Source organism: Variovorax frigidus, from assembly GCF_051216515.1.
In the GTDB taxonomy this organism is placed as follows: Bacteria; Pseudomonadota; Gammaproteobacteria; order Burkholderiales; family Burkholderiaceae_C; genus Variovorax.
The window spans coordinates 571,976-595,965 of sequence record NZ_JBPJZF010000004.1; the positions used below are offsets into that span (position 1 = coordinate 571,976).

Annotated in this window: 22 protein-coding genes; 5 read left to right on the forward strand and 17 right to left on the reverse strand. The window is 69.1% G+C overall.

Annotated features, from left to right (window positions below; all coding sequences use genetic code 11):
• Nucleotides 1–19: 19 nt before the first annotated feature.
• The 5 genes from cysT to ACSFBC_RS14970 all read right to left on the reverse strand — a co-directional run bounded on the left by cysT (nucleotide 20) and on the right by ACSFBC_RS14970 (nucleotide 4,354).
• Complete coding sequence (gene cysT / locus ACSFBC_RS14950) at nucleotides 20–901, reverse strand: sulfate ABC transporter permease subunit CysT (RefSeq protein WP_435511104.1); 882 nt, start codon at nucleotides 899–901, stop codon at nucleotides 20–22.
• A 133-nt stretch (nucleotides 902–1,034) separates the two neighbouring features.
• Nucleotides 1,035–2,033, reverse strand: a complete 999-nt coding sequence (locus ACSFBC_RS14955; protein WP_435511105.1) for a sulfate ABC transporter substrate-binding protein — start codon at nucleotides 2,031–2,033, stop codon at nucleotides 1,035–1,037.
• Complete coding sequence (locus tag ACSFBC_RS14960; RefSeq protein WP_435511106.1) at nucleotides 2,030–2,605, reverse strand: RBBP9/YdeN family alpha/beta hydrolase; 576 nt, start codon at nucleotides 2,603–2,605, stop codon at nucleotides 2,030–2,032. The genes ACSFBC_RS14955 and ACSFBC_RS14960 overlap by 4 nt, the downstream gene beginning before the upstream one ends.
• Before the next feature lie 59 nt (nucleotides 2,606–2,664).
• Nucleotides 2,665–3,306, reverse strand: a complete 642-nt coding sequence (locus ACSFBC_RS14965) for a peroxiredoxin (protein ID WP_435511107.1) — start codon at nucleotides 3,304–3,306, stop codon at nucleotides 2,665–2,667.
• A 73-nt stretch (nucleotides 3,307–3,379) separates the two neighbouring features.
• A complete protein-coding gene (locus ACSFBC_RS14970) occupies nucleotides 3,380–4,354 on the reverse strand; it encodes a LysR family transcriptional regulator (protein ID WP_435511108.1) in 975 nt (324 codons plus the stop codon).
• A gap of 133 nt (nucleotides 4,355–4,487) precedes the next feature.
• Here ACSFBC_RS14970 and ACSFBC_RS14975 point away from each other — a divergent pair, with 133 nt between their 5' ends.
• Nucleotides 4,488–5,135, forward strand: coding sequence for an FMN-dependent NADH-azoreductase (locus ACSFBC_RS14975; protein ID WP_435511109.1), 648 nt, complete (start codon nucleotides 4,488–4,490; stop codon nucleotides 5,133–5,135).
• Nucleotides 5,136–5,293: 158 nt separating this feature from the next.
• Here the strand turns inward: ACSFBC_RS14975 and ACSFBC_RS14980 are convergent, their stop codons facing one another.
• The 5 genes from ACSFBC_RS14980 to ACSFBC_RS15000 form a co-directional block, all read right to left on the reverse strand.
• Nucleotides 5,294–5,842 carry an NADPH-dependent FMN reductase gene (locus ACSFBC_RS14980; RefSeq protein ID WP_435511110.1) on the reverse strand — a complete coding sequence of 183 codons (549 nt, stop codon included), beginning with the start codon at nucleotides 5,840–5,842 and terminating at the stop codon, nucleotides 5,294–5,296.
• A gap of 40 nt (nucleotides 5,843–5,882) precedes the next feature.
• A complete protein-coding gene (locus tag ACSFBC_RS14985) occupies nucleotides 5,883–6,431 on the reverse strand; it encodes a DsbA family protein (protein ID WP_435511111.1) in 549 nt (182 codons plus the stop codon).
• Between the two features lie 64 nt (nucleotides 6,432–6,495).
• On the reverse strand, nucleotides 6,496–7,401 hold the full coding sequence (gene epsC, locus ACSFBC_RS14990; RefSeq protein WP_435511112.1) for a serine O-acetyltransferase EpsC: 906 nt from the start codon (nucleotides 7,399–7,401) through the stop codon (nucleotides 6,496–6,498).
• A gap of 125 nt (nucleotides 7,402–7,526) precedes the next feature.
• Complete coding sequence (locus ACSFBC_RS14995; protein ID WP_435511113.1) at nucleotides 7,527–8,855, reverse strand: NAD(P)/FAD-dependent oxidoreductase; 1,329 nt, start codon at nucleotides 8,853–8,855, stop codon at nucleotides 7,527–7,529.
• A 110-nt stretch (nucleotides 8,856–8,965) separates the two neighbouring features.
• Nucleotides 8,966–10,213: a cation:proton antiporter gene (locus tag ACSFBC_RS15000; protein WP_435511114.1), complete on the reverse strand. Its 1,248-nt coding sequence runs from the start codon at nucleotides 10,211–10,213 to the stop codon at nucleotides 8,966–8,968.
• A gap of 273 nt (nucleotides 10,214–10,486) precedes the next feature.
• Here ACSFBC_RS15000 and ACSFBC_RS15005 point away from each other — a divergent pair, with 273 nt between their 5' ends.
• Together ACSFBC_RS15005 and ACSFBC_RS15010 are read left to right on the forward strand one after the other, a co-directional pair.
• Nucleotides 10,487–11,950, forward strand: a complete 1,464-nt coding sequence (locus tag ACSFBC_RS15005; protein WP_435511115.1) for an alpha/beta hydrolase family protein — start codon at nucleotides 10,487–10,489, stop codon at nucleotides 11,948–11,950.
• A gap of 242 nt (nucleotides 11,951–12,192) precedes the next feature.
• Nucleotides 12,193–13,578 carry an LLM class flavin-dependent oxidoreductase gene (locus tag ACSFBC_RS15010; RefSeq protein ID WP_435511116.1) on the forward strand — a complete coding sequence of 462 codons (1,386 nt, stop codon included), beginning with the start codon at nucleotides 12,193–12,195 and terminating at the stop codon, nucleotides 13,576–13,578.
• A 7-nt stretch (nucleotides 13,579–13,585) separates the two neighbouring features.
• Here ACSFBC_RS15010 and ACSFBC_RS15015 read toward each other — a convergent pair whose 3' ends face one another.
• The 4 genes from ACSFBC_RS15015 to ACSFBC_RS15030 are packed head-to-tail and all read right to left on the reverse strand — an operon-like array spanning nucleotide 13,586 to nucleotide 18,760.
• Nucleotides 13,586–15,307: a dipeptide ABC transporter ATP-binding protein gene (locus ACSFBC_RS15015; protein WP_435511117.1), complete on the reverse strand. Its 1,722-nt coding sequence runs from the start codon at nucleotides 15,305–15,307 to the stop codon at nucleotides 13,586–13,588.
• Nucleotides 15,304–16,191, reverse strand: coding sequence for an ABC transporter permease (locus tag ACSFBC_RS15020; RefSeq protein WP_435511118.1), 888 nt, complete (start codon nucleotides 16,189–16,191; stop codon nucleotides 15,304–15,306). Before ACSFBC_RS15020 ends, ACSFBC_RS15015 begins: the two co-directional genes overlap by 4 nt.
• Nucleotides 16,188–17,117 (reverse strand): ABC transporter permease, encoded by a 930-nt coding sequence (locus tag ACSFBC_RS15025; protein ID WP_435511119.1) that lies wholly within the window; start codon nucleotides 17,115–17,117, stop codon nucleotides 16,188–16,190. Before ACSFBC_RS15025 ends, ACSFBC_RS15020 begins: the two co-directional genes overlap by 4 nt.
• Complete coding sequence (locus ACSFBC_RS15030) at nucleotides 17,114–18,760, reverse strand: ABC transporter substrate-binding protein (RefSeq protein WP_435511120.1); 1,647 nt, start codon at nucleotides 18,758–18,760, stop codon at nucleotides 17,114–17,116. The genes ACSFBC_RS15025 and ACSFBC_RS15030 overlap by 4 nt, the downstream gene beginning before the upstream one ends.
• Before the next feature lie 318 nt (nucleotides 18,761–19,078).
• On the opposite strand from ACSFBC_RS15030, the gene ACSFBC_RS15035 reads away from it, so the two are divergent.
• Complete coding sequence (locus ACSFBC_RS15035) at nucleotides 19,079–20,296, forward strand: acyl-CoA dehydrogenase family protein (protein ID WP_435511121.1); 1,218 nt, start codon at nucleotides 19,079–19,081, stop codon at nucleotides 20,294–20,296.
• Nucleotides 20,297–20,324: 28 nt separating this feature from the next.
• Here the strand turns inward: ACSFBC_RS15035 and ACSFBC_RS15040 are convergent, their stop codons facing one another.
• Genes ACSFBC_RS15040 through ACSFBC_RS15050 form a run of 3 tightly spaced genes read right to left on the reverse strand, consistent with a single transcriptional unit; the run spans nucleotide 20,325 to nucleotide 22,946 of the window.
• Nucleotides 20,325–21,302, reverse strand: coding sequence for a Bug family tripartite tricarboxylate transporter substrate binding protein (locus tag ACSFBC_RS15040; protein WP_435511122.1), 978 nt, complete (start codon nucleotides 21,300–21,302; stop codon nucleotides 20,325–20,327).
• Nucleotides 21,303–21,337: 35 nt separating this feature from the next.
• Nucleotides 21,338–22,087 (reverse strand): SDR family oxidoreductase, encoded by a 750-nt coding sequence (locus ACSFBC_RS15045; protein ID WP_435511123.1) that lies wholly within the window; start codon nucleotides 22,085–22,087, stop codon nucleotides 21,338–21,340.
• A gap of 13 nt (nucleotides 22,088–22,100) precedes the next feature.
• Nucleotides 22,101–22,946: an ureidoglycolate lyase gene (locus ACSFBC_RS15050; RefSeq protein ID WP_435511124.1), complete on the reverse strand. Its 846-nt coding sequence runs from the start codon at nucleotides 22,944–22,946 to the stop codon at nucleotides 22,101–22,103.
• A gap of 92 nt (nucleotides 22,947–23,038) precedes the next feature.
• Here ACSFBC_RS15050 and ACSFBC_RS15055 point away from each other — a divergent pair, with 92 nt between their 5' ends.
• Nucleotides 23,039–23,986, forward strand: coding sequence for a LysR family transcriptional regulator (locus tag ACSFBC_RS15055; protein ID WP_435511125.1), 948 nt, complete (start codon nucleotides 23,039–23,041; stop codon nucleotides 23,984–23,986).
• The last annotated feature ends 4 nt before the right edge of the window (nucleotides 23,987–23,990 follow it).

The window sequence follows — 23,990 nt, forward strand, 5'->3', positions numbered from 1 at the left end:
AAGGCGCATCGGGGGTGGTTCATGATTCCGATCGGCGGCGTTGCCAGCCTTGTAGGCCGTTGATCACCAGCAGCAGCAGGAATGAAATCGCCAGCATCACCAGCGCCACGGCGGTCGCGCCGGCGTAGTCGTACTGCTCGAGCTTGCCGATGATGATCAGCGGCGTGATCTCCGAGATCATGGGCATGTTGCCCGCGATGAAGATCACCGAGCCGTACTCGCCGATCGCGCGCGCGAAGGCCATCGCGAAGCCGGTCAGCAGCGCCGGCAGGATCGACGGGAAGATCACGCGCGTGAAGGTCTGCAGCCGCGTGGCGCCCAGCGAGGTGGCGGCCTCTTCCAGTTCCTTCTCGGTGTCTTCCAGCACCGGTTGCACCGTGCGCACCACGAAGGGCAGGCCGACGAAGATCAGCGCAATCACCACGCCCGCGGGCGTGAAGGCCAGCTTGATGCCGTGCGGCTCGAGGTACTGGCCGACCCAGCCGTTGCCGGCCAGCAGCGCGGTCAGCGAGATGCCGGCCACCGCGGTCGGCAGCGCGAAGGGCAGGTCGACCAGCGCATCGATGATCTTCTTGCCCGGGAACTTGTAGCGCACCAGCACCCAGGCCAGCAGCAGGCCGAACACCAGGTTGACCAGCGCCGCGATCAGCGAGGCGCCGAAGGTCAGCCGGTACGAGGCCATCACGCGCGGCGAGGTCACGGCCACCCAGAACTGGTCCCAGGTGAGCGTGAAGGTCTTGAAGACCAGCGCCGACAGCGGGATCAGCACGATCAGGCAGAGGTACAACAGCGAATAGCCGAGCGTCAGGTTGAAGCCCGGCAGCACGCGGTTGTTGCGCCGCCCGGTACGCGAAAGCGGCGCTGTCGCGGACGACAGCGCCGAAGAAGTCACACCACTCATGTTCAGCCCGTGTATTCAGTCGTGGAACACCGCGGGGCCGGCTTCGCCGGACCGCCGGTGTTGCCCCCGGTAGGGGGAAGGAGAAGGCGACACGCAGTGCGCCGCAGCCTGGGGGCGAGTCACTTGATTCGAGTCACTTGATATAGAGCTTGTCGAACTGGCCGCCGTCGTTGAAGTGCACCTTCTGCGCTTCACCCAGGCTACCGAACAGTTCCTGCACCGTGAAGAGCTGGACCGGCTTGAAGGTGCTGGCGTATTTCTTGAGTACGGCCGGCGAACGCGGGCGCAGCGCATGCTTGGCGGCGATTTCCTGGCCTTCTTCCGAGTACAGGAAGTCGAGGTAGGCCTTGGCCACGTCGGCAGTGCCCTTCTTGGCGACCGTGCGTTCGACCACCGCCACCGGGTTCTCGGCCAGCACGCTGATCGAGGGGTAGACGGCGTCGACCTTGCCGGCGCCGAATTCGCGGTCGATAGACAGCACTTCGGATTCGAAGGTGATCAGCACGTCGCCGATGTTGCGTTGCAGGAAGATGGTGGTGGCGTCGCGGCCGCCCTTGCCCAGCACCGGCACGTTCTTGAACAGCTTGCCCACGAACTCGGCGGCTTGCGCGTCGCTGCCGCCCTTCTTCTTCACGTAGCCCCAGGCCGCGAGGTAGGCATAGCGCCCGTTGCCGCCGGTCTTGGGGTTGACCACCACGACCTGCACGCCGGGCTTGGTCAGGTCGTCCCAGTCCTTGATGCCCTTGGGGTTGCCGTTGCGCACCAGGAACAGCATGGTCGAGGTGGTCGGCGATGCGTTGTCGGGAAAGCGCTTGGACCAGTCCTTGGCGACCACGCCGAGGCCGGCGAGGTAGTCGACGTCGGTGGTGGTGTTCATGGTGACCACGTCGGCGTCGAGGCCGTCGCCCACCGCACGCGCCTGGGCGCTCGAACCGCCGTGCGCCTGATCGACCTTCACGTCCTTGCCGGTGGCCTTCTTGTAGCTGGCGATGAACGCCGGGTTGATGTCCTTGTAGAACTCGCGGGCCACGTCGTACGAGGCGTTGAGCAGGGTCGTGGTCTGCGCCAGCGCGGCGGAGCCGGCCGCGGCGAGTGCAACGGCGACGAGGAGGGTCTTGATTCTGAAAGTCATGAGGTTGCCAAAGGTTCTGAAGAGGTTCGGCCCGCCAGCATCTGGTTGGGTGCTTGGGTCAAAGACTGGAGCAGTGCCAGGCCGAGCGGCCAGTCCCCGTGCCCCGAGTCGACGTTGATGTGGCCCGCATTCTGCATGCGGACGAATTCGCTGCCCCAGGCACGCGCATAGGCACCGGCCAGGCGCACCGGGCAGAAGGGGTCGTTGCTGCTGGCCACCACGATGCTGCGGTAGGGCAGCGCGGCGTAGGGCACCGGCGCGAAATCGGCCAGCGCCGCCCGGCGCTCGGGGTCGGCCGGCGCCACCAGCAAGGCGCCCGCGATCCGCTCGGCCACGTCTGCGGGCAGGTGTGCGACCGCGATGCAGCCCAGGCTGTGGGCGGCCACCACCACCGGGGCGTCCTGCGCCAGGATCAGGTCGCCGATCGCCCGGATCCAGGATTCGCGCCGGGGCGACACCCAGTCGTCCTGCACCACGCGGGCCGCATCGGCCAGGCCTTCGGCCCACAGGCTCTGCCAGTGGCCCTGGCCCGAATCGCGCCAGCCCGGAACGATGACGACGCGATGGGTCACGGCGCCCGTCCGGAGGACGGCGCCCGCACGCCGGTGATCCACGCCAGCTTCATTGCTTCTTACTTGTTCGGCTGGGGCGTGACGCGCAGGTACGGGCGCACGGCCTTGAAGCCCTTGGGGAAGCGCTGGACCAGTTCGGCCGGATCCTGCAGGCTGGGGATGATCACCACGTCGTCGCCGTCCTTCCAGTTGGCGGGGGTCGCGACCTTGTGGCTGTCGGTGAGCTGCAGCGAATCGATCACGCGCAGGATCTCGTCGAAATTGCGGCCGGTGCTCGCCGGGTAGGTGAGCGTGGTGCGCACGACGTGCTTGGGGTCGATGATGAACACGCTGCGCACCGTGGCGGTGGTCGACGCGTTCGGATGGATCATGTCGTACAGATCCGCCACCTTGCGGTCGGCATCGGCCAGGATCGGGAAGTTGACCGTGGTGTTCTGCGTCTCGTTGATGTCGGCGATCCAGCCCCGGTGCTTGTCGACCGGGTCCACGCTGACCGCGATCGGCTTCACGCCGCGCTTGGCGAATTCGCCCGACAGTGCGGCGGTCTTGCCCAGCTCGGTGGTGCAGACCGGCGTGAAATCCGCGGGATGCGAGAACAGCACGACCCAGGACTCGCCAGCCCACTGGTGGAACTGGATCGGACCTTCGCTGGAATCCTGCAGGAAATCGGGGGCGGTGTCGCCGAGTCGAAGGGTGGCCATGGTCGTCGCTCCTCAGTGGAATGGGGTTGGAGCACCGATTGTGGAAAGGCCGGCTCGGATAACAAACGAATATCTAATTGTTTGAATATGTCGTTTTGGCACTAAGGGCGACGCGAAGCGCCGTCTCTTCCTCGCTCGCGCAGCCCACCGGCTCGTGCCCGTCGAGGTGTTCGGCCAGGAAATCGAGCAGGTGGCGCACCGCCGGCACCAGCGCCCGGCGCGGCGCATACATCGCGTGCACCACACCGGCCTGCGGCGCCCAGCCGGGCAGCACCTCGACCAGTTCGCCGCTCGCGAGCTCCCGCCGGCACATGTAGTCGGGCAGCATGCCGGCGCCCACGCCCTGCATGATCGCAATCTTGAGCGTCAGCAGGTCGTCGGCCACGTAGCGTGGGTGGTGCACCGCCTGGTGCAGGCGGCCGTCGGGACCGGCCAGCGCCAGCGTGGCACGGCCGTCGCCCGCGGACATCGCCACCGTGTCGATGCGCGCCAGATCGTCCGGGCCTTGCAGCGGCCCCTGGTGCGGCAGCCGTTCGGCGCTCATCACCAGCATGCCGCGGCTCTCGCCGAAGTTGCGCGCCGCCAGCGTGGCGCTGTCCTCGATGGTCGAGCGCACCCGCAATGCCAGGTCGACGCCCTCCTCCACCGGGTCCACCGGCCGGTTCACCACCCGCATCTCGATCCGCACCTTGGGGAAGCGACGCATGAAGAGGGGCAGCAAAGGCCCCACGCTGCTCTGCGCGAGGGTGACCGGGCAGGTGATGCGCACCGTGCCGCGCGGCTCGGTCTGGACCTGTGCGACGGCCTCGGCGGCGGCCTGGGCCGCATCGCGCATTTCGACGCAGTAGCGCAGGTAGAGCTCGCCCGCGGGCGTGAGCGACAGCCGCCGCGTGCTGCGCTGAAGCAGTTGCACACCCAACGAGGCTTCGAGATCGGCCACGCGCCGCGACAGCCGCGATTTCGGCACGCCCAGCGCCTTGCTGGCTGCAGTGAAGCCGCCGCGCTCCGCCACTTCGGCGAAGAAAACCATGTCGTTGAGGTCTTGCATCGTCTTATTGTCCCAAATAAAGAACGATGTGGCTCAGATTTCCTGGCTTATCAACCACTCGACTCAAAAATAGAATTATCTACATGCCGGCCTTCGTGCCGACGCCTCCAATCCCGAAAGTGAGCGACTGATCATGAAACTGCTGCAAGTGGACGCTAGCGTTCTGGGCGCCAACTCCGTCTCCCGCCAACTCACCGCCGACATCGTCGCCGAATGGCGCCGTGTGCATCCCGACACCACGGTCGACTACCTCGACCTGGCCGTGGACGCCCCCAACCATTTCGACGCCAATGCGCTGGGCATCAAGCTCGGCCTGCAGACCGAACCGTCCGAGGCGCAGAAGCGCGAAAATGCGGTCTCGGAAAAGCTGGTGAGCCAGTTCCTGGCCGCCGACGTGATCGTCGTGGGCGCGCCGCTCTACAACTTCAGCATCCCGACCCAGCTCAAGGCCTGGATCGATCGCCTCGCGCAGATCGGCCGCACCTTCAAGTACACCGACAAGGGCGCCGTCGGTCTGGCCGGCGGAAAGACCGTGATCGTGGCCTCCTCGCGCGGCGGCATCTACTCGACCAGCGAAGGCGGCCAGGCGACCGAGCACCAGGAGAGCTACCTCAAGGTGGTGTTCGGTTTCTTCGGCATCACCGACGTGCGCATCGTGCGTGCCGAGGGCCTGGCGATGGGCGAAGCGCCCAAGGCTGCGGCCATCGAATCGGCCCGCGCCGACATCCGTACCGCCACGGCCGAAGCGGCCAACCAGGCCGTCAGCCAGCTGGCCGCCTGAACCCGACGGGCCCTGGGGCCCGTCGGAGCACAGCATCTAGAACGCGCGCAGGAACCGTCGCGAGCGCCCCGAGCCTGCATCGAGGACCGGAGCCGCACTCCCGTGCGGTGAGGACCGCAGATGCGGGATCGGGGTGCGCAGCAGGTTCATGCGCGTGTTCAGTTGTGCCGTTTGACCCAGGCCACGTACTTGTCGACCCAGCTTTGCAGGAACTGCTTGCTGGCTTCCGACACGTGGCCCTTCTCGTCGAAGAGCCCTTCCTTGTTCTGGATGAAGGCCTCGGGCTGGCCCAGCGTCGGCACGTCGAGGTAGGCCAGCACATTGCGCAGGTGCTGCTGCGCCAGCGCGGTGCCGATGGCGCCCACCGACACCCCGATCACACCGGCCGGCTTGCCGCCCCAGGCGTTCTGGCCGTAGGGTCGCGAGGCATGGTCGATCGCGTTCTTCAGCACGCCCGGGAACGAGCGGTTGTATTCCGGCGTGACGAACAGCAGGCCCTGGGCCGCCGCGATCTCCGTCTTCAGCCGCTTCACGGCCGGCGCCTGGTTGCCGTCGTCGTCCTGGTTGTAGAGCGGCAGGTCGCCGATCTCCAGGTGCTCGAAGGTGAAGTCCGAGGGCGCGAGGTGGGCCAGCGCGAGGGCCAGCTTGCGGTTGAACGAATCCTTGCGCAGGCTGCCGATGAGCACCGCGATCTTGTACTGACTCATGCAATCTCTCCAGAGGAAATGGAAGTGGAAGAAATGAGGTTCAGGCGGGGTCGAGCACGCGTTCGATCGCCTGCTGCAGGTGCAGCAGCCCGAAGGACACGTCGACGAACTCGCCGTTGAGATAGAAGGTCGGCGTGGCGCGCACGCGCAGTTGTGTCGCGACCTGCATCTGCTCCTGCACGCGCTGCAGGTAGACATGGTCGCGCAGTTCGTTCTCGAAGCGCGCCATGTCCAGGCCGGCCTGCTGCGCATGGTCGCGCAGGTGTGCCGCGCCCAGCCGATGCGGGTGGGAAAACAGCAGGTCGTGAAAAGGCCAGAACTTGCCCTGCGCGCCCGCGGCTTCGGCGGCCTCGGCCGCCAGTTCGGCATGCGGGTGCACCTCACGCAAGGGAAAGTGCCGGAACACGAATCGCACCTTGGGCCCGAAGTGGTCGAGGATGATCTTCACGGCCGGGTAGGCTTGCGCACAGGACGGACACTCGAAGTCGCCGTACTCGACCAGCGTGGCGCGCGCGCCGGGCGGGCCAAACACATGGTCCGTCGAATCGTCGGGTTCGAGCAGGCGCTTGGGATTCACTGCGGCATTCATGGCGTTCTCCAGAGAGAGGCGGAACGCACAGTATGACCCCGAGACATGTCTCAGGATGTGTGCATCAGGTACACGGTTTTTTCTGCAGGCTGGCCTGGGTGACGCTCGCGCCCGCCGGCACGTCGTCGGTGATCCAGACATTGCCACCGATGGTCGCGCCCTTGCCCAGCGTCACGCGCCCGAGGATGGTCGCGCCGGCATAGATCACCACGTCGTCCTCCACCACCGGATGGCGCGGCAGCCCCTTCTGCAGGTGGCCTTCCGCATCGGTCGGGAAGCGCTTGGCGCCCAGCGTCACGGCCTGGTAGAGGCGCACGCGCTCGCCGATCACGGCCGTTTCGCCGATCACCACGCCGGTGCCGTGGTCCATGAAGAAGCCCGCGCCGATGGTCGCGCCCGGATGGATGTCGATGCCGGTCTGGCCGTGTGCGAGTTCGGCGACGATGCGCGCCAGCAGCGGCAGGCCCAGGCCGTAGAGCCGGTGCGCGAGGCGATGGTGGATCATCGCCAGCACGCCCGGATAGCACAGCAGCACCTCGTCGACGCTGCGCGCCGCCGGGTCGCCCTGGTAGGCGGCCAGCACGTCGCTGTCGAGCAGTCGGCGGATCTGCGGCAGCGAGGCACCGAAGGCCTTGACCGCCGCGCTGGCCTGCGCATCGAGCGCCACCTCGTCGAGCGAGCGTTGCCGCCCGACATAGCGCAGCTCGAGCCGGGCCTGGGCCACCAGGCCCATCAGCGCCGCATCGAGCGTGTGGCCGACGTAGAAGTCCTCGCTCTCGTGGCGCAGGTCGGGCGGGCCCAGCCGCATCGGAAACAGCGCGCCCTTGAGCGCCTCGACGATCTCGGTCAGGGCCTCGCGCGAGGGAAATTCACGGCCCACGGGTTCACGGGCGCGCTTTTGCGAGTCGCGCCACTCGTGGCGTGCGTCGCGCAGGGCGCGGACGATGTCGTCGACGTCGAAGGATTGCATGTCGGATCCGCCTTGCGGCGCAGAGAAAAGAGAACAGGTCGGCTTCGGGTTTTAGCGCAAAACCCCCGACCTCGGCGGCCGGCCCGGCTTTCGTCCGCGCCGCGCGCCGGGACATCCGACCGCGTTCATTCCGAGGTCTGGATCGTCTCGCCCCTGAGCGCGCCGTGATCGCGGATGTTGCCGCTGCGCCGCTTCCAGCCGGCAAAGGTGCGGCGCGGGTGGATCAGCGACACGAAGTAGTAGATCAGCTTGAACATCCGCAGCGACTGGCGGTAGGCCGGCCCCTGGTTGTGGATGTCGGCGGCCAGCAGCGACATCAGGCCCTGCTTGGCGTTGAACGCATTGTTGGGGTGCATGAACATGTCGCGGATCGTCGGGTTCGTGACCCGGTAGATGAACCACGAGTAGTCGCGCGGCCCGACGCGCATGCGTTTTTCCAGCGCACGGCGCGCGGCCGGCAGCTCGACGGGCTTGTCGAGCGCGGTGGCGACCAGTTCGGCGCCGTCGAAGGCACTCTGCATCGCGAGGAACACGCCCGAGGAGAACATCGGGTCGATGAAGGTGAAGGCGTCGCCGACCATCAGGTAGCGTTCGCCCGTCGCATGGGTGCTGGCGTAGGAGAAGTTGCCGGTGGCGTGCACCGCGTCGTCGACCAGCGTCGCGTCCTTCAACCGGTCGGCCAGTTCGGGGCACAGCGCGATGGTGTCGTAGAAGTAGTCCTTGAGCGGCTTGTCGCGCGCCTTCAGGTAGTAGGCCCAGCACACCGCGCCCACGCTGGTCGTGCCGTCCGCCAGCGGGATGAACCAGAACCAGCCGTGCTCGAACCAGCAGATGCTGATGTTGCCCTCGCGCTTGCCCTCGAGCCGGCGCGCGCCGCGGAAGTGGCCGAACAGCGCGGTGCTGTTGTGCTCGGTGTTCTTCTTCTTGGACTTGAGCTTGGTGGCCAGCAGCGTGTCGCGCCCGCTCGCATCGACCACGAACTTCGCGCGCCAGCTGCGGCGCGCGCCGTCGTCGAGCACGGCCTGCACCGTGGCGCCGCTGTCGTCGAAATCGACCTGCCGCACCTGCGCGCCCTCGAGCGTCAGCGCGCCCTCCTTCGTCGCGTTGCGGAACAGCAGCTCGTCGAGCTCCGAGCGGCGCACCTGCCAGGCCGAATCGAGCTTCGGGTTCCAGCCCTCGGAGAAATCGACATAGCTGCGGTAGGGCAGATCGGGCGGCACGAACTCGATGCCGAACTTGGGCATGCCGATCTTCTCGACCTGGTCGCGCACGCCCAGCTTGTCGAACAGCTCGACGTTGCCCGGCAGCAGCGACTCGCCGATGTGGAAGCGCGGATGGTGCGCCTTCTCGAGCATCACGACGCGCCGGCCCTGGCGCGCGAGCAGCGTGGCGATGGTCGAGCCGGCAGGCCCGCCGCCGATCACCAGCACGTCGCATTCTTGGCTTGCATCCATGGCGTCCATATCTCTTGTCTTGTCTTGTTTGATTCGGAGGCACGCATTGTGCCGTCGGCTAGGGCCTGTTCACACTATTTCCGGGGTCGCGGAAATAGTGTGAACAGGCCCTAGCGGCCTGCCGCCGCCCCGGCCCGCGCGCCGCCGCGCCGCTCGATCAGCGTCAGCAGCGGCCCGGTGGCCGCGGTCGTCGCCAGCGCCATCACCAGCAGCATGGTGAACAGCTCGGGACCGATCAGGCCCGCGTCGAGCCCGACCTTGATCACGATGAGTTCCATCAGGCCGCGCGAGTTCATCAGAGCGCCGGTCGACAGGCTCTCGCGCCAGTCGTAGCCGCAGACCCGCGCGCCGGCCGCGCCGCCGACGATCTTGCCCACGGTCGCGACCGCCAGGATCAGGCCCAGCGCGCCGAGGCCGGCGTCGGTGAAGGCGCCCGGGTGCGTGCCCAGCCCGGCCAGCGCGAAGAAGATGGGCATCAGCACGATGATCGACAGCGGCTCGATGCGCTCGACCAGCGCATGCAGCAGCCGGTTGTCGCGCGGCAGGCTGATGCCGAACAGGAAGGCGCCGAACACCGCATGCAGGTGCAGCCACTCGGTGACCATCGCGCAGGCGAACAGCCCGATCATCAGACCGGCCAGCAGCATCGGCGTGGGCGTGCCGTCGGGCGCGTAGCGACGCAGCGCCCAGGCCAGCAAGGGCCGCACCACACAGAACACCACGGTCACCAGCGCGGCCAGGCCGCAGGCGATGCGCGCGAAGGCCGACCAGCCGCCGCCCGCGCTCGCCAGCGCCACCACCAAAGCCAGCAGCACCCAGGCGAAGGCGTCGACCACGCCGGCCGCCGCGAGCGAGAGCTGGCCGACGCGGGTCTGCGTCATCCCGCGGTCCTTGAGGATGCGCGCCAGCACCGGAAAAGCGGTGATCGAGAGCGCCACGCCGATGAACAGCGCGAAAGGCCAGAAGGCCACGCCCGCGGGCGCCAGCGAAGCGTGCAGCATCGGCGCGATCGCCAGCCCCAGCACCATCGGCAGCGCCATGCTCGACAGGCCGACCCAGCCGGCCGCGCGCAGTTGTGCACCCATGCCGCTGGGCGCGCGCAGTTCGGCGCCGACGATGAACATGAACAGCACCACGCCCACCATTGCCAGCGACGAGAGCGCGGACAGCGAGGCGGCCGGGAAGAGCTGGGCGTGCCATTGCGGGAACAGCGCGCCGAACACGATCGGCCCGAGCAGGACGCCCGCGGCCATCTCGCCGATGACCATCGGCTGGCCGAAGGCGCGCAGCAGCAGTCCGCAGCCGCGGGCCACCGCCAGGATCACGGTCAATTGAAGAAGCAGGAGGGTCAGCGACATGGCGGGGTCGGGTAGCGAGGGGAGGCAATGGTAGGGCCTCCCCTGCCACCCTCTCCCCCCACTCAGCGCGACAGACGGGCAGCGCCGCGCCCTGCACGACCACACCGCCGCCCTCTGTCACCTTCTGTCGCCCATGCGATAGCGGTCACGGGTAAGCCCGGGGTGAAGCGGCAGCCCCTCGCCATAGGCTGTGGACGACCCGGCTGGCTGGGGTTGCGGACAGGCCCCTGCCCGGCGGCCGGGTGCCCCACCCCCACGTACGGAGACATCCCGATGCACATGACAAGAAGCGCCCCCCTGCTGGCCCTGACCGTGACCCTGAGCCTGGCTGCCTGTGGCGGCGGCGGCGGCGATCTCGTCACGCCGGTCGCACCGGAAGAAACCCGCCTGCAGGACAGCCGCAACAGCTTCGCGCCGGTCGACCCCGCTGCCACGACCTTCGCCGCCATGGCCCGCGCGGGCGACACGGTCGACCCGGCCACCACCAGCCGCTGGGCCGGCGTGCTCGGCGGTGCCGCCTACCGCGTCGAAGTGCCGGCCAACTGGAACGGCAAGCTTGTGATGTACGCCCATGGCTACGCAGGCGAAGGCAATGCGCTCGCCGTGACCAACCCGTCGATCCGCCGCTACCTGATCGCCAACGGCTATGCATGGGCGGCATCGAGCTACAGCAAGAATTTCTACGACGTGCGGGTGGGCGTGGAAGACACCAACGCCCTGGCGCTGGCCTTCAACCGCATCGCCTCGGACAACAAGCGCCCGCTCGCGGCGCCCACGCGCCTCTACATCACCGGCCATTCGATGGGCGGCCACATCACGGCGGCCGCGATCGAGAACGAGGCCTTCGCCACTGCGAAGAACAAGGTCCGCTACAACGGTGCCGTGCCGATGTGCGGCGTGCTGGGCGACACCGAACTGTTCGACTACTTCGCCGGCGCGCAGGTCACGGCGCAGGCGATCGCGGGCGTCGCGAACAACCCGTTCAGGAACTGGGGCGATGTACAGGCCAAGGTCACGACCGCGCTGTTCACCCAGTTCCCGACCGCACCGGTCACCACCACGGCGCTGGGCAACCGCTACAAGTCGGTGCTGAAGAACCTCACCGGCGGCGAACGTCCGCTGTTCGACCTCGGCCTGGCCTACGGCGGCTCCTTCTCCGCCGTGTGGGGCGTGTTCGGCCGCGACGGCACGGTCAACGGCATCCTCAACAAGGACGGGGTCGACACCCATCGCTTCGTCTACACCATCGATGGCGACCCCACAGGCTCGGCCGCGCTCAATGCCGCCGCGCTCCAGGTCACGGGCGTGGCCGATGCCAACCGCCTGCGCCGCGACGGGCTTCGCTGGATTCCCACCACCCCGGGCGAATTCAAGATCCCCGTGGTGACGCTGCACACGCTGGGCGACCTGTACGTGCCCTTCAGCATGGAGCAGATCTACAAGAAGCGCGTGACCGCCAAGGGCAACGACGGCTGGCTGGTGCAGCGCGCGATCCGCGGCGCCACGCACTGCGACTTCACCGTCGCCGAACAGGCCGAGGCCTTCGACGCGATGGTCAAGTGGGAGCGCGACGGCGTGAAGCCCGCGGGCGACGACGTCGTGACGCCGGCCACCGTGGCCCAGCCGAGCTATGGCTGCACCTTCACCCGCAACACGATCGGCCCCGACGACTCGGCCAGCACCGCGCAGTTGCGTGGCCTGATCGCGCAGGCGGGGCTGCGCTGCCCGGCACAGTGACGGGCTGACGTCCGGGTGCCGCTTTTCGTCGCTTCGATATCTGCCGCGCAGATATCGAAGCACGCAAAGCTTCCTTGGGCGTGCGGCGGCGGCCGCCTAGAGTGGATCGCCTGACCTTCCGCGGCATCGACGCCATGGCCCCGGCACAGGCCCGCTTCGGCGGTGCGTGACGTGGCGGCCCATGGGTCCTCGCGATGCTTCGGCGGCGCTCAGCCCTGCCACCCTTCCTGCCCGAAGCACCGATGAGCCGCTCCCCCACCCCGCCTCGCCAACTCCACCTCAACGTCAACATCCTGCACTCGGGCTTCGTGCCCTCGGCCTGGCGCCTGCCCGAGAGCGACCCGCACGCCTTCATCGACGTGCAGCACTACATCCGCGTGGCGCAGATCGCCGAAGCCGGCAAGCTCGACGCGGTGTTCCTGGCCGACAACGCGGCCATCGTCGACCAGATCCACTTCCGTCCGATCACCGCGCTCGAACCCACGGTGCTGCTGGCCAGCATCGCCGCGGCCACCACGCACATCGGCGTCATCGGCACCGCCTCGACCAGCTACAACGAGCCTTTCAACATCGCGCGCCGCTTCGCCACGCTCGACCATGTGAGCGGCGGGCGCGCGGGCTGGAACGTGGTGACCACGGCCGACGTGCCCTCGGCCCGCAACTTCGGCCGGGATGCCGCACCCGACCATGCGCAGCGCTACGGCCGCGCGAGCGAGTTCACCGACGTGGTCAAGGCGCTGTGGCACAGCTGGGCCGACGACGCCTTCATCGGCGACAAGGCCTCCGGCCGCTTCATCGACCCCGCCAAGGTGCGGCCCATCGCCCACCGCGGCGAGCACTTCGCGGTGGCCGGCGCCTCCACACTGCCGCGCACGCCGCAAGGCCACCCGGTGCTGGTCCAGGCCGGCGGCTCGTCCGACGGCCGCGAGCTCGCCTCGCGCCATGCCGAGGCGGTGTTCTCGGCCTCGCAGTCTTTCGAGGAATCGCTGGCTTACAGCCAGGCGCTGAACCGCCGCGCCGCCGAACTGGGCCGCGGCCCGCATGCCGTCAAGGTGCTCGCGGGCCTGACCACCATCATCGGCGCCACCGAGGCGCAGGCCCGCGCGCGCCGCGATGCGCTGGTCGACCTGATCCCCTGGGACTACAGCGTGGCCCGGCTGGCCGGCATCCTGGGCGTGACACCCGACCGGCTGCCGCTGGACAAAACGCTGCCGGAGGACCTGGCGCTGCCCGCGGGCGGCAACGGCAACCACACCTTCTTCCAGGCCACGCTGGCGGCGGCGCGCGGGGGCGGCCTCACGGTGCGCCAGCTGGTGCGCGAACTCGCGGGCGGCGGTGGCCACCGCGTGATCGTCGGCACGCCCGAGCAGATCGCCGACGACATCACGCACTGGTTCAAGGGCGGTGCGGCCGACGGCTTCAACCTGATGCCCGACCAGCTGCCCGACGGGCTGCAGGACTTCGTCGATGGCGTGGTGCCGATCCTGCAGAAACGCGGCCTGTTCCGCACCGAGTACAGCGGCCGCACGCTGCGCGAGCACCTGGGCATCGCGCTGCCGGGTTACCCCGGCCATGTGCCGGCGGCCGACCTGCACAGCGCGAAGCCCGCGCTGGCGAACGTCGACTGACCTCCGCTCAGTCCGCTGCCACCAGCGGCTTGGGCACGGCCGAGAGCAGCGCGCGCGTGTAGGCGTGCCGTGGCCGCAGGAACACGTCGTCCACCGGCCCGTGCTCGACGATGCGCCCTGCGTTGAGCACCAGCACACGGTCGGCGATGTGGTGCACGAGGTTGATGTCGTGCGAGATGAACAGCAGCGCCGTGCCCAGGCGCGACTGCAGCTCGCCGATCAGATCGACCACCTGCGCCTGGATCGAGATGTCGAGCGCCGACACCGGCTCGTCGCACACGATGAGTGCGGGCTCGGCGGCGAGGGCACGCGCGATCGCGACCCGTTGCCGCTGGCCGCCCGACAAGGTGCGCGGCGACCGGTCGGCCACCGCGGCGCCGAGGCCGACCTGCTCGAGCAGCGACCCGATGCGGCGCGACGCGGCTGCACCCGCCAATCCGCCCAGGTTCTCCGCGATCACGTCGCGCACCGTGTAGCGCGGGTCGAAGCTGCTCAGCGGGTCCTGCGGGATGTACTGCAGCCTGGGCCGCAGCGCGCGGCGATCACGCTCGGACCGGCCCGACCACGGCTGGCCCAGCAGCTGCACGCGGCCTTCGTCGGGCGTGAGCAGCCCCAGCACGATCTTCGCGCAGGTCGATTTGCCCGAGCCCGATTCGCCGACCAGCCCGAGCACCTCGCCCGCGCCGATGGCAAAGGACACATCGCTCAGCGCAACGAAATCCTGTGCCGCCGCCCCCCGCCCGCTGCGGGCAAAGCGCTTGCCGATGCCCTCGACCTCGAGCACGACATCGCCGCTCGACACCGCGCGCGGCGGTAGCGGGTCGCGCACGAGGTGCGTGCGGCCGTCGTCGGCCGAAGATTCGAAGCGTGCGGACGCGAGCCTGCTGCCCTTGGACGAGGCCGAGGGCACGGCCGCGATCAGCTGGCGCGTGTAGGGGTGGCGCGGCCTGGACAGCACATCGGCGGTCAGGCCCGACTCGACCACACGGCCGCCGCGCATCACGAGCACGCGGTCGGCGATCTCGGCCACCACCGACAGGTCGTGGCTGATCAGCAGCAGGCCGACGCCGTCGTCGCGCACGCGCCGCGACAGCACCTCGATCACCTGCTTCTGGATGCTGGCGTCGAGCGCGGTCGTGGGTTCGTCCGCGATGATCAGTCTCGGCCGACCCGCGATGGCCGCGGCGATCAGGGCGCGCTGACGCAGCCCGCCCGACAACTGGTGTGCGTACTGCCGCATGCGCACTTCCGGATCGGCGATGCCGACGCGCGCGAGCGTCTCGATCGTGCGCTGCACGATGGCGCTGCGCCCCCGCAGCAGCCGGTGGTGGGTGAGCACCTCACCGACCTCCTGGCCGATGGAGCGCAACGGGTCGAGCGACACCAGCGCGTCCTGCATCACCAGGCCGGCGAAGGTGCCGCGCTGGCACCGCCAGGCGGCCTTGTCGAAGCGCTGCGCATCGGCACCTTCGAGCAGGAAGCGCCGGGCCGACACCTGCGCGCCCGGGCCCGCGAGATCGAGCAGGCTGCGCGCGGTCACGCTCTTGCCCGAGCCCGACTCGCCGACAAGCGCCACGCACTCGCCCGGCCGGATCAACAGGTCGACCGACTCGACCACCGCGCGCCGGCCCTCGGGGCCGTCGAAGTGGATGCTCAGCCCTTCGATGTCGACCAGCGGCGCGGCCAGGGCATCGACACTGCCGGCACCTTCATCCAGTACCGCGCTCATGGTGCTCGCCCTTCGAAACGACGCTGCAGATGGTGCCCCAGCACCGTGAACGCGATCACGGTCAGGGTGATCGCGGCACCGGGGAAGACGCCCGGCCACCAGGCCACGCGCAGCACGTCGCGGCTCTCGGCCAGCATCACGCCCCACTCTGGCGTCGGCGGCTGCGGGCCCAGCCCGAGGAAGCTCAGGCCCGAGGTGGCCAGGATCGTCGAGCCGACATAGATGGTCGCGGTCACCGGCACCGCCACCAGCACGTTCGGCAGCACGTGGCGCAGGAAGACCTGGGCGCGGCTGCGACCGTAGATGTAGGCGTGCGTCACATAGTCGGCATTGCGCACCACCTGCGTCTGCGCGCGCACCACGCGGCCGAACTTCGGGATGCCGGCGATGCCCACCGCGATCGCGATGTTGGCCATGCCCTGCCCCAGAAAGATCACCACCAGCATCGCCAGCAGCACGCCGGGGAACGACGAGATCACGTCGAGCAGCCGCGAGATGCCCTCGTCGAGCAGCCGGTTACGCTGGCCCGCGGCCATGCCCAGCAACACGCCGAAGAACACCGAGATGGCGGTGCTGCCCAGGCCGATGGCCAGCGAATGGCGCGCGCCGTACAGCGTGCGCGCCAGCACATCGCGGCCCAGCCGGTCAGTGCCGAACGGATGCTCGGCGCCGGGCGGCTCCAGCACGGCGAGGAAGTCGCCTTCCAGCGGATCGTGCGGCGTGAGCCAGCCCGGCGCGATGGCCGCGGCCAGCAACAGGAGCACGAACAGCGCCGACAGCAGCGCGGCGATGGGCGGGCGCGGCAGGCGCCGGCGCCGTGGCGGTGCGGCCTCGGCGGTGCCGGTCAGCACCAGCCCGGCCATCGCCTGGGAAGAAGCGTTCATGGTGTTTTCAACCTCGGATCGACGAGTACGTAGAGCAGGTCCAGCAGCGTCGACGCCGCCACATGGATGAAGGCCGCGAGCAGCACCACGGCCAGCACCACCGGCACGTCATGGCTCAGCACTGCGTTGAGCGTGACGGTGCCCAGGCCCGGCCGGCCGAACACCTTCTCCGTGATCACCGCACCGCCCAGCAGGCCGCCGATGAGCCAGCCGCCCAGCGTCATGACCGGCAGCGCCGCGTGGCGCAGCACATGGTGGGTGCGCACCCGCCATTCGGTCAGCCCGCGGGATCGCACCGTGACCACGAAGGGCTGGTCGAGCGTCTTCTCCATCGCCTCGCGCAGCACCTGCGCGAGCAGGCCGGCCGTGGGCAGCGCGAGCGTGATCGCCGGCAGCACCAGCGAGGCCCAGCCCTCGTCGCCGGACACCGGCAGCCACTGCAGCGTGAACGAGAAAGCCATCAGCAGCAGGATGCCGAGCCAGAACACCGGCGTCGACGCGCACACGAGTTCGACGGTGCCCGCGATTGCGCGTCCGATACGGCCCTGGCCCGAGGTCAACGTCGCCACCACGAAGGCGACCACCAAGGCCAGCACGCCGGCGCTCACTGCGAGCTGCACGGTCGACCCGATCTGCGACGCGACCACGTCGGCGACCGGCGTGCGCAGTTCGTACGAAGTGCCGAAGTCGCCGGTCACGATGCGGCGCAGGAAGTCGACGTACTGCGCGGGCAGGCTGCGGTCCAGCCCCCATTCGGTGGCGATCGCTTCGCGCAGGCCCGGGTAGTCGAGGTCGCCGGCCAGGATGTCGGCGATGTTGCCCGGCAGCGCGTGCAGCCCGAGGAAGGCGGCCGTGGTGCTGCCCCAGGCCACCAACAAGCTTGCGCCGAGGCGCGAGGCCACGCGCCGCGAGAGCGAGGAACTCATTTGGCGTCCAGCCAGACGTCGTGGAAGTTCGAGGGTGAGTCGAGCTGCGTCTCGAAGGACAGGCCACGCACGTGGGCCTTGGCTGCCAGCTGGTAGTTGGCCGAGAACAGCGGCACGATGATGCCCTGGTCGACCGCGCGACGCTGCGCGTCCTCGACCAGCTTCTTCTTGGCTTCGGGGCTGGTGGACGCCAGGGCGTCGTTGATCAGGCGGAACAGCTCCTTGTCGCCCTTGTCGGCCACCGCGCGGATAAAGCCGCTGTCGCCGATGTTGCCCTGCAGCTCCTGCGCGGCGTCGGCCGGCAGGTAGGTGTTCGGGTAGATCGTCCAGTTGCCCTTCTGCAATTGCTGCGCCCATTCGCCGCCGGTGATGAAGCGCAACTTGAGGTCGAAGCCCAGGTTCTTGCGCAGCTGCGCCTGCAGGCCCTGGATCAGCACCTCGCGGTTGTCGCGGATGAAGGGCTGCGGATAGCCGACCTCGATAGCCAGCCGCTGGCCGTCCTTGGTGCGGTAGCCCTCGGCGTCGCGCGCGGTCCAGCCGGCCTCGTCGAGCAGCCGGTTCGCGCCCTTCACGTCGTTGCCCCAGCTGTTCTCGAGCCCCTTGTTGTAGAAGTGGTTGTCGGGCCCGATGTTGGACCAGGCGCGGCGGTAGGTGCCGCGGTAGACGCTGTTCACCAGCGCACCGATGTCGGCGCCGTCGCGCAGCGCACGGCGCACGCGCACGTCGGTCGCGGGTGCGATGGTGTAGTTCACGTTGAGCGTGAACGAGGTCTGCGCACCAGCAGGCCCGACCAGGAACTGGAAGCCCGGCCGGCCCTTGAACAGGCCCACGTCGGTCGGCTGCACGCCTTCGATCACGTCCACCTGGCCCGAGGACAACGCGCCCGCGCGCACCGCGTACTCGGGCAGGAAGCGCACCGTGACCCGGTCCAGGTAGGCCGCACCCGGGTGCGCCGCATAGCCCGGCGCCCAGGCGTAGTCCTTGTTCTTCACGAACGACGCCGACTGCCCGCGCGTGTAGTTCTCGAACACGAACGGGCCGGTGCCGGCCAGCGCCGGGCCGCCCGCGCACAGGCCGTCGCCCGCCTGCAGCGCCTTGGGCGAGATCAGCCCCAGGCGCACGCTGGCGATCGATTCGAGCAGGCCCGAATCGGGCCGCTCGAGCTGCAGCCGCACTTCGGTCGGCGACACCACCTGCACGCCGGTGACCGACTTCAGCAGCTCGCCGGCCGCGTTGGTGTTCCGGGTGTCGCGCACGAAGTCGAAGTTGAACTTCACGGCCTCGGCGTCGAGCTTGCTGCCGTCATGGAACACCACGTTGGGGCGCAGCTTGAAGCTGTAGGTCTTGCCGTCCGCCGACACCGACCACTCCTGCGCCAGCCAGGGCAGGAACTTCCCGCCGGTGCCCTTGGCCACCAGCGAGTCGATGTAGTTGCGGATGACGATGTAGGAGTTCTGCTGCGTCGAGCGGTGGGGGTTGAAGCAGATCGGATCGGTCGTCACGCCGAAGGTGACCTGGCCGCCCGACCGCGGTGTCTCGGCCGCCGTTGCGGCGCCGAGGAACAGCACGCAGGCTGCGGCGGCACCGAACGAGAAGCGAAGGCTGCGACCTGGCACGCGGCCGGAGACGAAGGGAAGAGACATCCTGGAGTCCTGAGTGAGTTGCGCGGGGCACGGCATCGTCGGATGCGGACCGCCGTCGCGGGGAGAAGAAAGGGGGTCGCGCGAAGGGCGACGCCTGCGGATTCTTCGTGCTGCCTTGCGCCGCGGGAACGAAGCGTTCGGCAGATGCTTAGTTGCGCAGCGAGGAAGCGAGATACATCCGGCGCGGGGCACACCCACGCTCTTCATGCGCTGCGCGCATTTGCTCGTTCGTTTTTCTTCCTTGGAAAGCGGGATGTGCTTTCTAGGATGGGACCTTTCGCACTGTTCCGTCCGCCGCGCACCGCGCGGCCCTTTCACATGCCCCACCCTGCCCCCACAGACGCGCAACTCGCTGCGCGTTTCCGCCCCGTCTTTGCCCGCATCGCCGAACACGCCCCCCGCCGCGAACACGAACGCGCACTCGCCCACGACGCCGTCGGCTGGCTGCGCGAGGCCGGCTTCGGCGCGCTGCGCGTGCCCGCGGAGCACGGCGGCCTCGGCGCCACGCCCGAGCAGCTCTACGAACTGATCATCGAGCTGGCCGAGGCCGACTCCAACCTGCCGCAGGCGCTGCGCGCGCACTTCGGCTTCGTCGAGCGCGTGCTGGTGGAATTCGCGCCCGAGCATCGCGCACGCTGGCTGCGCCTGGTGGCCGACGGCGCGATCTTCGGCAACGCCACCACCGAGGCCGGCGACGGCGCGCTCGGCCAGCTGCAGACCCGCGTGTTCCAGGAAAACGGTGCGTGGCTGCTGAGCGGCGAGAAGTTCTACAGCACCGGCACGTTGTACGCCGACTGGGTCGCGGTCACGGTACAGCGCGAAGACACCGATCCCGCACAGTGGCGCACCCTCGCCCTGGTGCGCACCGATGCGCCCGGCGTGACGCGCCTGGACGACTGGAACGGCTTCGGCCAGCGCCTGACCGCCTCGGGCACCACGCGCTTCGATCGCGTGCCGGTCGACGCGGCGCACATCGTCGATTTCTCGCGCAGTGGCGCGACGCTGATGACCGCAGTGTTCCAGCTGTTCCACATCGCGACGCTGGCCGGCATCGCGCGCGCCATCGAGCGCGATGCGGTGGCCTTCGTGCAGCCGCGCAAGCGCGTGTTCAGCCATGGCAGCGGCGCGGTACCGCGAGAGGATCCGCTGGTGCAGCAGGTGATCGGCCAGCTCGCGAGCACGGCCTTCATCGCCACGCTGGCGGCGCGCGAGGTGGCACGCGGCCTGGGCGAACTCGACCGCGTGCGGCTGAGCGGTGCTGCATTGCCCGAGGACTTGCTGATCGACGTCGAACTGCGTTCGGGCAAGGCCCAGATCGCCGTCACCGAAGCCGTGCTCGGCGCGGCCACGCGGCTGTTCGACGTGGGCGGCGCCACCGCGCTGCAGGAGAACCGCCGGCTCGACCGCCACTGGCGCAACGCCCGAACGCTGGCCTCGCACAACCCGGTGATCTACAAGTCGCGCGTGGTCGGCGACCACGCGCTCAACGGCACGCGGCCGACCTTCTACTGGGGCGTCGGCACGCGCGCGGACTGACGGCGCGCGAAGGCGCCGTCGGTGCCCCTCACTGCTTGTTCAGTTCGAGCTTGGGCACCAGCGCGGCGTAGAAGGCACGGTCCTTGTCGATCACGGTCTGGAAGGCCGCGGCATCCGCGTAGGCCCAGCCCAGGCTGGCCTTGCTCAACGCATCGCGGAACACCGCGTCGTCGGCCGCCTTGCGCGCCACGTCGCTCAGGGTCTGGACGATGTCCGCCGGCGTGCCCTTGGGCACCGCCAGACCGCGCCACACGCCGACCGTCAGGTCGACGCCGCGTTCCTTGAGCGTCGGCACCTTCTCGAAGATGCCGCCCACACGCTGGTCCGACATCACGGCCAGCGTGCGCAGCTTGCCGGCCGCCACGTGCTGCGCCACTTCGCCCGGGCTCACGGTGATCGCGTCGACGTGGCCGCCCAGCAGCGCCACCACCGCCGGCGCGGCGCCCAGGAAGGGCACGTGGTTCACCTTCACGTTGGTCTTCTCGGCGAAGGCCGCCGCGGCCATGTGCCAGATCGAGCCCATGCCCGCGTTGCCGACGGGCATCGGGTCCTTGCGCTTGCGCGCATCGGCGAGGAACTCGTCGATGGTCTGCCAGGGCGCATCGGCGCGCACCGTCACCGCCGACGGGTCGGCGTTCAGGCGTGCGATCGGGCGCAGGTCGGCCGCCGTGTACTTCGTGATCCCGAGGTTCGGGATGATCGTGATTTCGCAGATGATGATGCCGATCTTGTAGCCGTCCGGCTTGGCGTTGATCAGCTCCGCCGTGCCGATCGCACCGCTGGCGCCCGGCTTGTTGATGACGATCATCGGCTGCTGCGGCAGGTACTTCTTCGAGGCCTCGGCGAAGGCGCGGCCGACCAGGTCGGTGCCGCCGCCGGCCGCCACCGGCACGATCAGCTCGATGGTCTTCGAGGGGTACTCGCTGGCAGCCTGGGCCGCGGTGCCGAGGCCGGTCGCGACCAGCGCGCAGGCGGAGGCGATGACGTCGCGTCGTGTGAATTTCATGGTCTTGTCTCTGTTGTTCTTGAGGAAAAGGGATCTCAGTAGGTCGCGCGACCGCCGGAGAGGTCGAACACCGCGCCCGTGGTGAACGAGTTGTCCTCGGACACCAGCCACGCCACCATGGCCGCGACCTCCTCGACCTCGAGGAAGCGCCCGCGCGGGATCTTCGACAGCATGTAGTCGATGTGCTGCTGCGACATCTGGTCGAAGATGCGCGTGCGCGCAGCCGCCGGCGTGATCGCGTTGACCGCGATGTTCTTGCTCGCCGTTTCCTTGCCCAGGCTCTTGGTCAGCGCGATCACGCCGGCCTTCGAGGCGCTGTAGGCCCCCGCGTTGGGGTTGCCTTCCTTGCCCGCGATCGAGGCGATGTTCACGATGCGGCCGTAGTTGCGCGCGACCATGCCCGCGACCACCGCGCGGTTGACGTGGAAGGCGCCGTTGAGGTTCACGTCGACCACCTTGTGCCATTCGGCGGGCGAGTAGTCGGCCACCGGGGCGTTGGCGCCCGCGATGCCCGCGCTGTGCACCAGCATGGCGATCGGGCCGCAGGCCGACTCGGTCTGCACGACCGCCGCCTCGACCTGGGCGAGGTCGGTCACGTTGACCTGCACCGTGTGCACGGTCTGGCCCGACAGCGCTTCCTGCGCGGCCGCCAGGGCGGCGGGGTCCGCATCCCACAGCGAGACGCGTGCGCCGCCGGCCAGCAGGCGCTGCGCGACCGCGAAGCCGATGCCCTGGGCGCCGCCGGTGATGACAGCGGTGCTGCCGTTGAAATCGTAGGTGATCATGTGCGTCGTTCCTTCAGGCCGCGACCGTGCGCTGCTGTTGTTCGCCCAGGCCGTCGATGCCCAGGCGCATGGTCTGCCCGGGGCGCAGATAGACCGGCGCGGGCTTGCAGCCCATGCCCACGCCCGGTGGCGTGCCGGTGGAGATCACGTCGCCGGGTTGCAGCGTCATGAAGCGGCTCAGGTAGGCGATCAGCTGCGGCACGCGGAAGATCATGGTGCGGGTGTTGCCGTTCTGGTAGCGGTGGCCGTCGACCTCCAGCCACAGGCCCAGCGCGTGCGGATCGGGCACCTCGTCGGCCGTGACCAGCCAGGGGCCGGTGGGGCCGAAGGTGTCGCAGCCCTTGCCCTTGTCCCAGGTGCCGCCGCGCTCGAGCTGGTAGTTGCGCTCGGACACGTCGTTGATCACGCAATAGCCGGCGACATGGTCCATCGCATCGGCCTCCTCCACGTAGCTCGCGGCCTTGCCGATCACCACGCCGAGTTCGACTTCCCAATCGGTCTTCTCCGAGCCGCGGGGAATCTTCACGTCGTCGTTGGGACCGACCACGGCCGAGGTCCACTTGCCGAAGACCACCGGTTCGGCCGGCACGGCCATGCCGGATTCGGCCGCGTGGTCGGCGTAGTTCAGGCCGATGCAGACGAACTTGCCGATGTTGGCGACGCAGGCGCCGAGCCGCGGCGAACCGTCGACGGCGGGCAGGCCGGCCGGGTCGAGGGCGCGCAGCCGGGCCAGCGTGGCGGCGTCGAGCACGCTGCCATCGACGTCGGCGATGTGGGCGGAAAGATCCCGCAGGGTGCCGGCCGCGTCGAGCAGGCCGGGTTTCTCACGGCCGGGGGGGCCGTAGCGCAGCAACTTCATTCAGGTCTCCTTGTTGCCGCGGATTCTCAAAGGCCCGGCCCTTGCTGCATAGTGAGACCTGTTGATCTGGCAATAACTTTGAGTGATCCCCCATGGTTCCCAGCCTTTCCTCCATCTCTTCCCGCCTGCGCTTTCGCCAGCTGTCGCTGCTGATCGCGCTGGAGGAATGCGGCTCGTTGCACAAGGCCGCGGACCGGCTGGGCATGACCCAGCCCGGGCTGACCAAGGCGCTGCGCGAGATCGAGCTGACCTTCGGCACCGAGCTGTTCGTGCGCACGCCCAAGGGGGTCCATCCCAACGAGCTGGGGCTCTGCATCATTCGCTACGCCCGCCTGATCGATGCCGACCTCGGGCACCTGCGCGAAGAGATCGACGGCGTGCTGCGCGGCGGCGGCGGGCGGGTGGCGGTGGGCTCGATCACCGGCGCGCTGCATTCGGTGCTGATCGGCGCGCTGTCCGAGCTGCGGCGGCTGCAGCCCGCGCTGTCGATCGACGTGCGCGAGAACATCAGCATCGAGCTGCTCAACCAGGTGAACGAAGGCCGGCTCGACCTGGCGATCTGCCGCACCACGGTGTCGAGCCAGGCCGAGCAGTTCGACTACGAACCGCTGTTGGACGAAGCGGTGGCGGTGGCCGTCGGCCCGCAGCACGCCTTGGCGAACGCGCGCCGCGTGACGCTCGCGCAGCTGGGCAAGAGCCGATGGATCCTCTACCCGGGCAACATGCCGTTGCGGCAGCTGCTCGAGCGCGAGTTCCTCGAGGCCGGGCTGCCGCTGCCGCCCTACCCGATCGAGACCGCATCCTCGCTGGCGACCATGCTGCTGCTCAAGGAAGACCCGCAGGCGGTGGCGCTGATGGCGGCCGCGACCATGGACTTCTGCGAGGAACACAGGATCGCGCGGCGGCTGCCCCTGCAGATCCGCTCGCGCCACGAGGCCTACGGCATCGTGACCCGGCGCGGTGCGCGGCTGTCGCCCGCCGCCGGCATGCTGGTGCAGTGCCTGCGCGCGGCGGCGCAGGCGCAGCGGGCGGGCGCCTGAGGCG

Bases quoted from the DNA above. Each gene is read 5' to 3' on its own strand.
- cysT (WP_435511104.1), bottom strand. From the start codon at position 901: ATGAGTGGTGTGACTTCTTCGGCGCTGTCGTCCGCGACAGCGCCGCTT.
- ACSFBC_RS14955 (WP_435511105.1), bottom strand. From the start codon at position 2,033: ATGACTTTCAGAATCAAGACCCTCCTCGTCGCCGTTGCACTCGCCGCG.
- ACSFBC_RS14965 (WP_435511107.1), bottom strand. From the start codon at position 3,306: ATGGCCACCCTTCGACTCGGCGACACCGCCCCCGATTTCCTGCAGGAT.
- ACSFBC_RS14970 (WP_435511108.1), bottom strand. From the start codon at position 4,354: ATGCAAGACCTCAACGACATGGTTTTCTTCGCCGAAGTGGCGGAGCGC.
- ACSFBC_RS14975 (WP_435511109.1), top strand. From the start codon at position 4,488: ATGAAACTGCTGCAAGTGGACGCTAGCGTTCTGGGCGCCAACTCCGTC.
- ACSFBC_RS14980 (WP_435511110.1), bottom strand. From the start codon at position 5,842: ATGAGTCAGTACAAGATCGCGGTGCTCATCGGCAGCCTGCGCAAGGAT.
- ACSFBC_RS14985 (WP_435511111.1), bottom strand. From the start codon at position 6,431: ATGAATGCCGCAGTGAATCCCAAGCGCCTGCTCGAACCCGACGATTCG.
- epsC (WP_435511112.1), bottom strand. From the start codon at position 7,401: ATGCAATCCTTCGACGTCGACGACATCGTCCGCGCCCTGCGCGACGCA.
- ACSFBC_RS14995 (WP_435511113.1), bottom strand. From the start codon at position 8,855: ATGGATGCAAGCCAAGAATGCGACGTGCTGGTGATCGGCGGCGGGCCT.
- ACSFBC_RS15000 (WP_435511114.1), bottom strand. From the start codon at position 10,213: ATGTCGCTGACCCTCCTGCTTCTTCAATTGACCGTGATCCTGGCGGTG.
- ACSFBC_RS15005 (WP_435511115.1), top strand. From the start codon at position 10,487: ATGCACATGACAAGAAGCGCCCCCCTGCTGGCCCTGACCGTGACCCTG.
- ACSFBC_RS15010 (WP_435511116.1), top strand. From the start codon at position 12,193: ATGAGCCGCTCCCCCACCCCGCCTCGCCAACTCCACCTCAACGTCAAC.
- ACSFBC_RS15015 (WP_435511117.1), bottom strand. From the start codon at position 15,307: ATGAGCGCGGTACTGGATGAAGGTGCCGGCAGTGTCGATGCCCTGGCC.
- ACSFBC_RS15020 (WP_435511118.1), bottom strand. From the start codon at position 16,191: ATGAACGCTTCTTCCCAGGCGATGGCCGGGCTGGTGCTGACCGGCACC.
- ACSFBC_RS15025 (WP_435511119.1), bottom strand. From the start codon at position 17,117: ATGAGTTCCTCGCTCTCGCGGCGCGTGGCCTCGCGCCTCGGCGCAAGC.
- ACSFBC_RS15030 (WP_435511120.1), bottom strand. From the start codon at position 18,760: ATGTCTCTTCCCTTCGTCTCCGGCCGCGTGCCAGGTCGCAGCCTTCGC.
- ACSFBC_RS15035 (WP_435511121.1), top strand. From the start codon at position 19,079: ATGCCCCACCCTGCCCCCACAGACGCGCAACTCGCTGCGCGTTTCCGC.
- ACSFBC_RS15040 (WP_435511122.1), bottom strand. From the start codon at position 21,302: ATGAAATTCACACGACGCGACGTCATCGCCTCCGCCTGCGCGCTGGTC.
- ACSFBC_RS15045 (WP_435511123.1), bottom strand. From the start codon at position 22,087: ATGATCACCTACGATTTCAACGGCAGCACCGCTGTCATCACCGGCGGC.
- ACSFBC_RS15050 (WP_435511124.1), bottom strand. From the start codon at position 22,946: ATGAAGTTGCTGCGCTACGGCCCCCCCGGCCGTGAGAAACCCGGCCTG.
- ACSFBC_RS15055 (WP_435511125.1), top strand. From the start codon at position 23,039: ATGGTTCCCAGCCTTTCCTCCATCTCTTCCCGCCTGCGCTTTCGCCAG.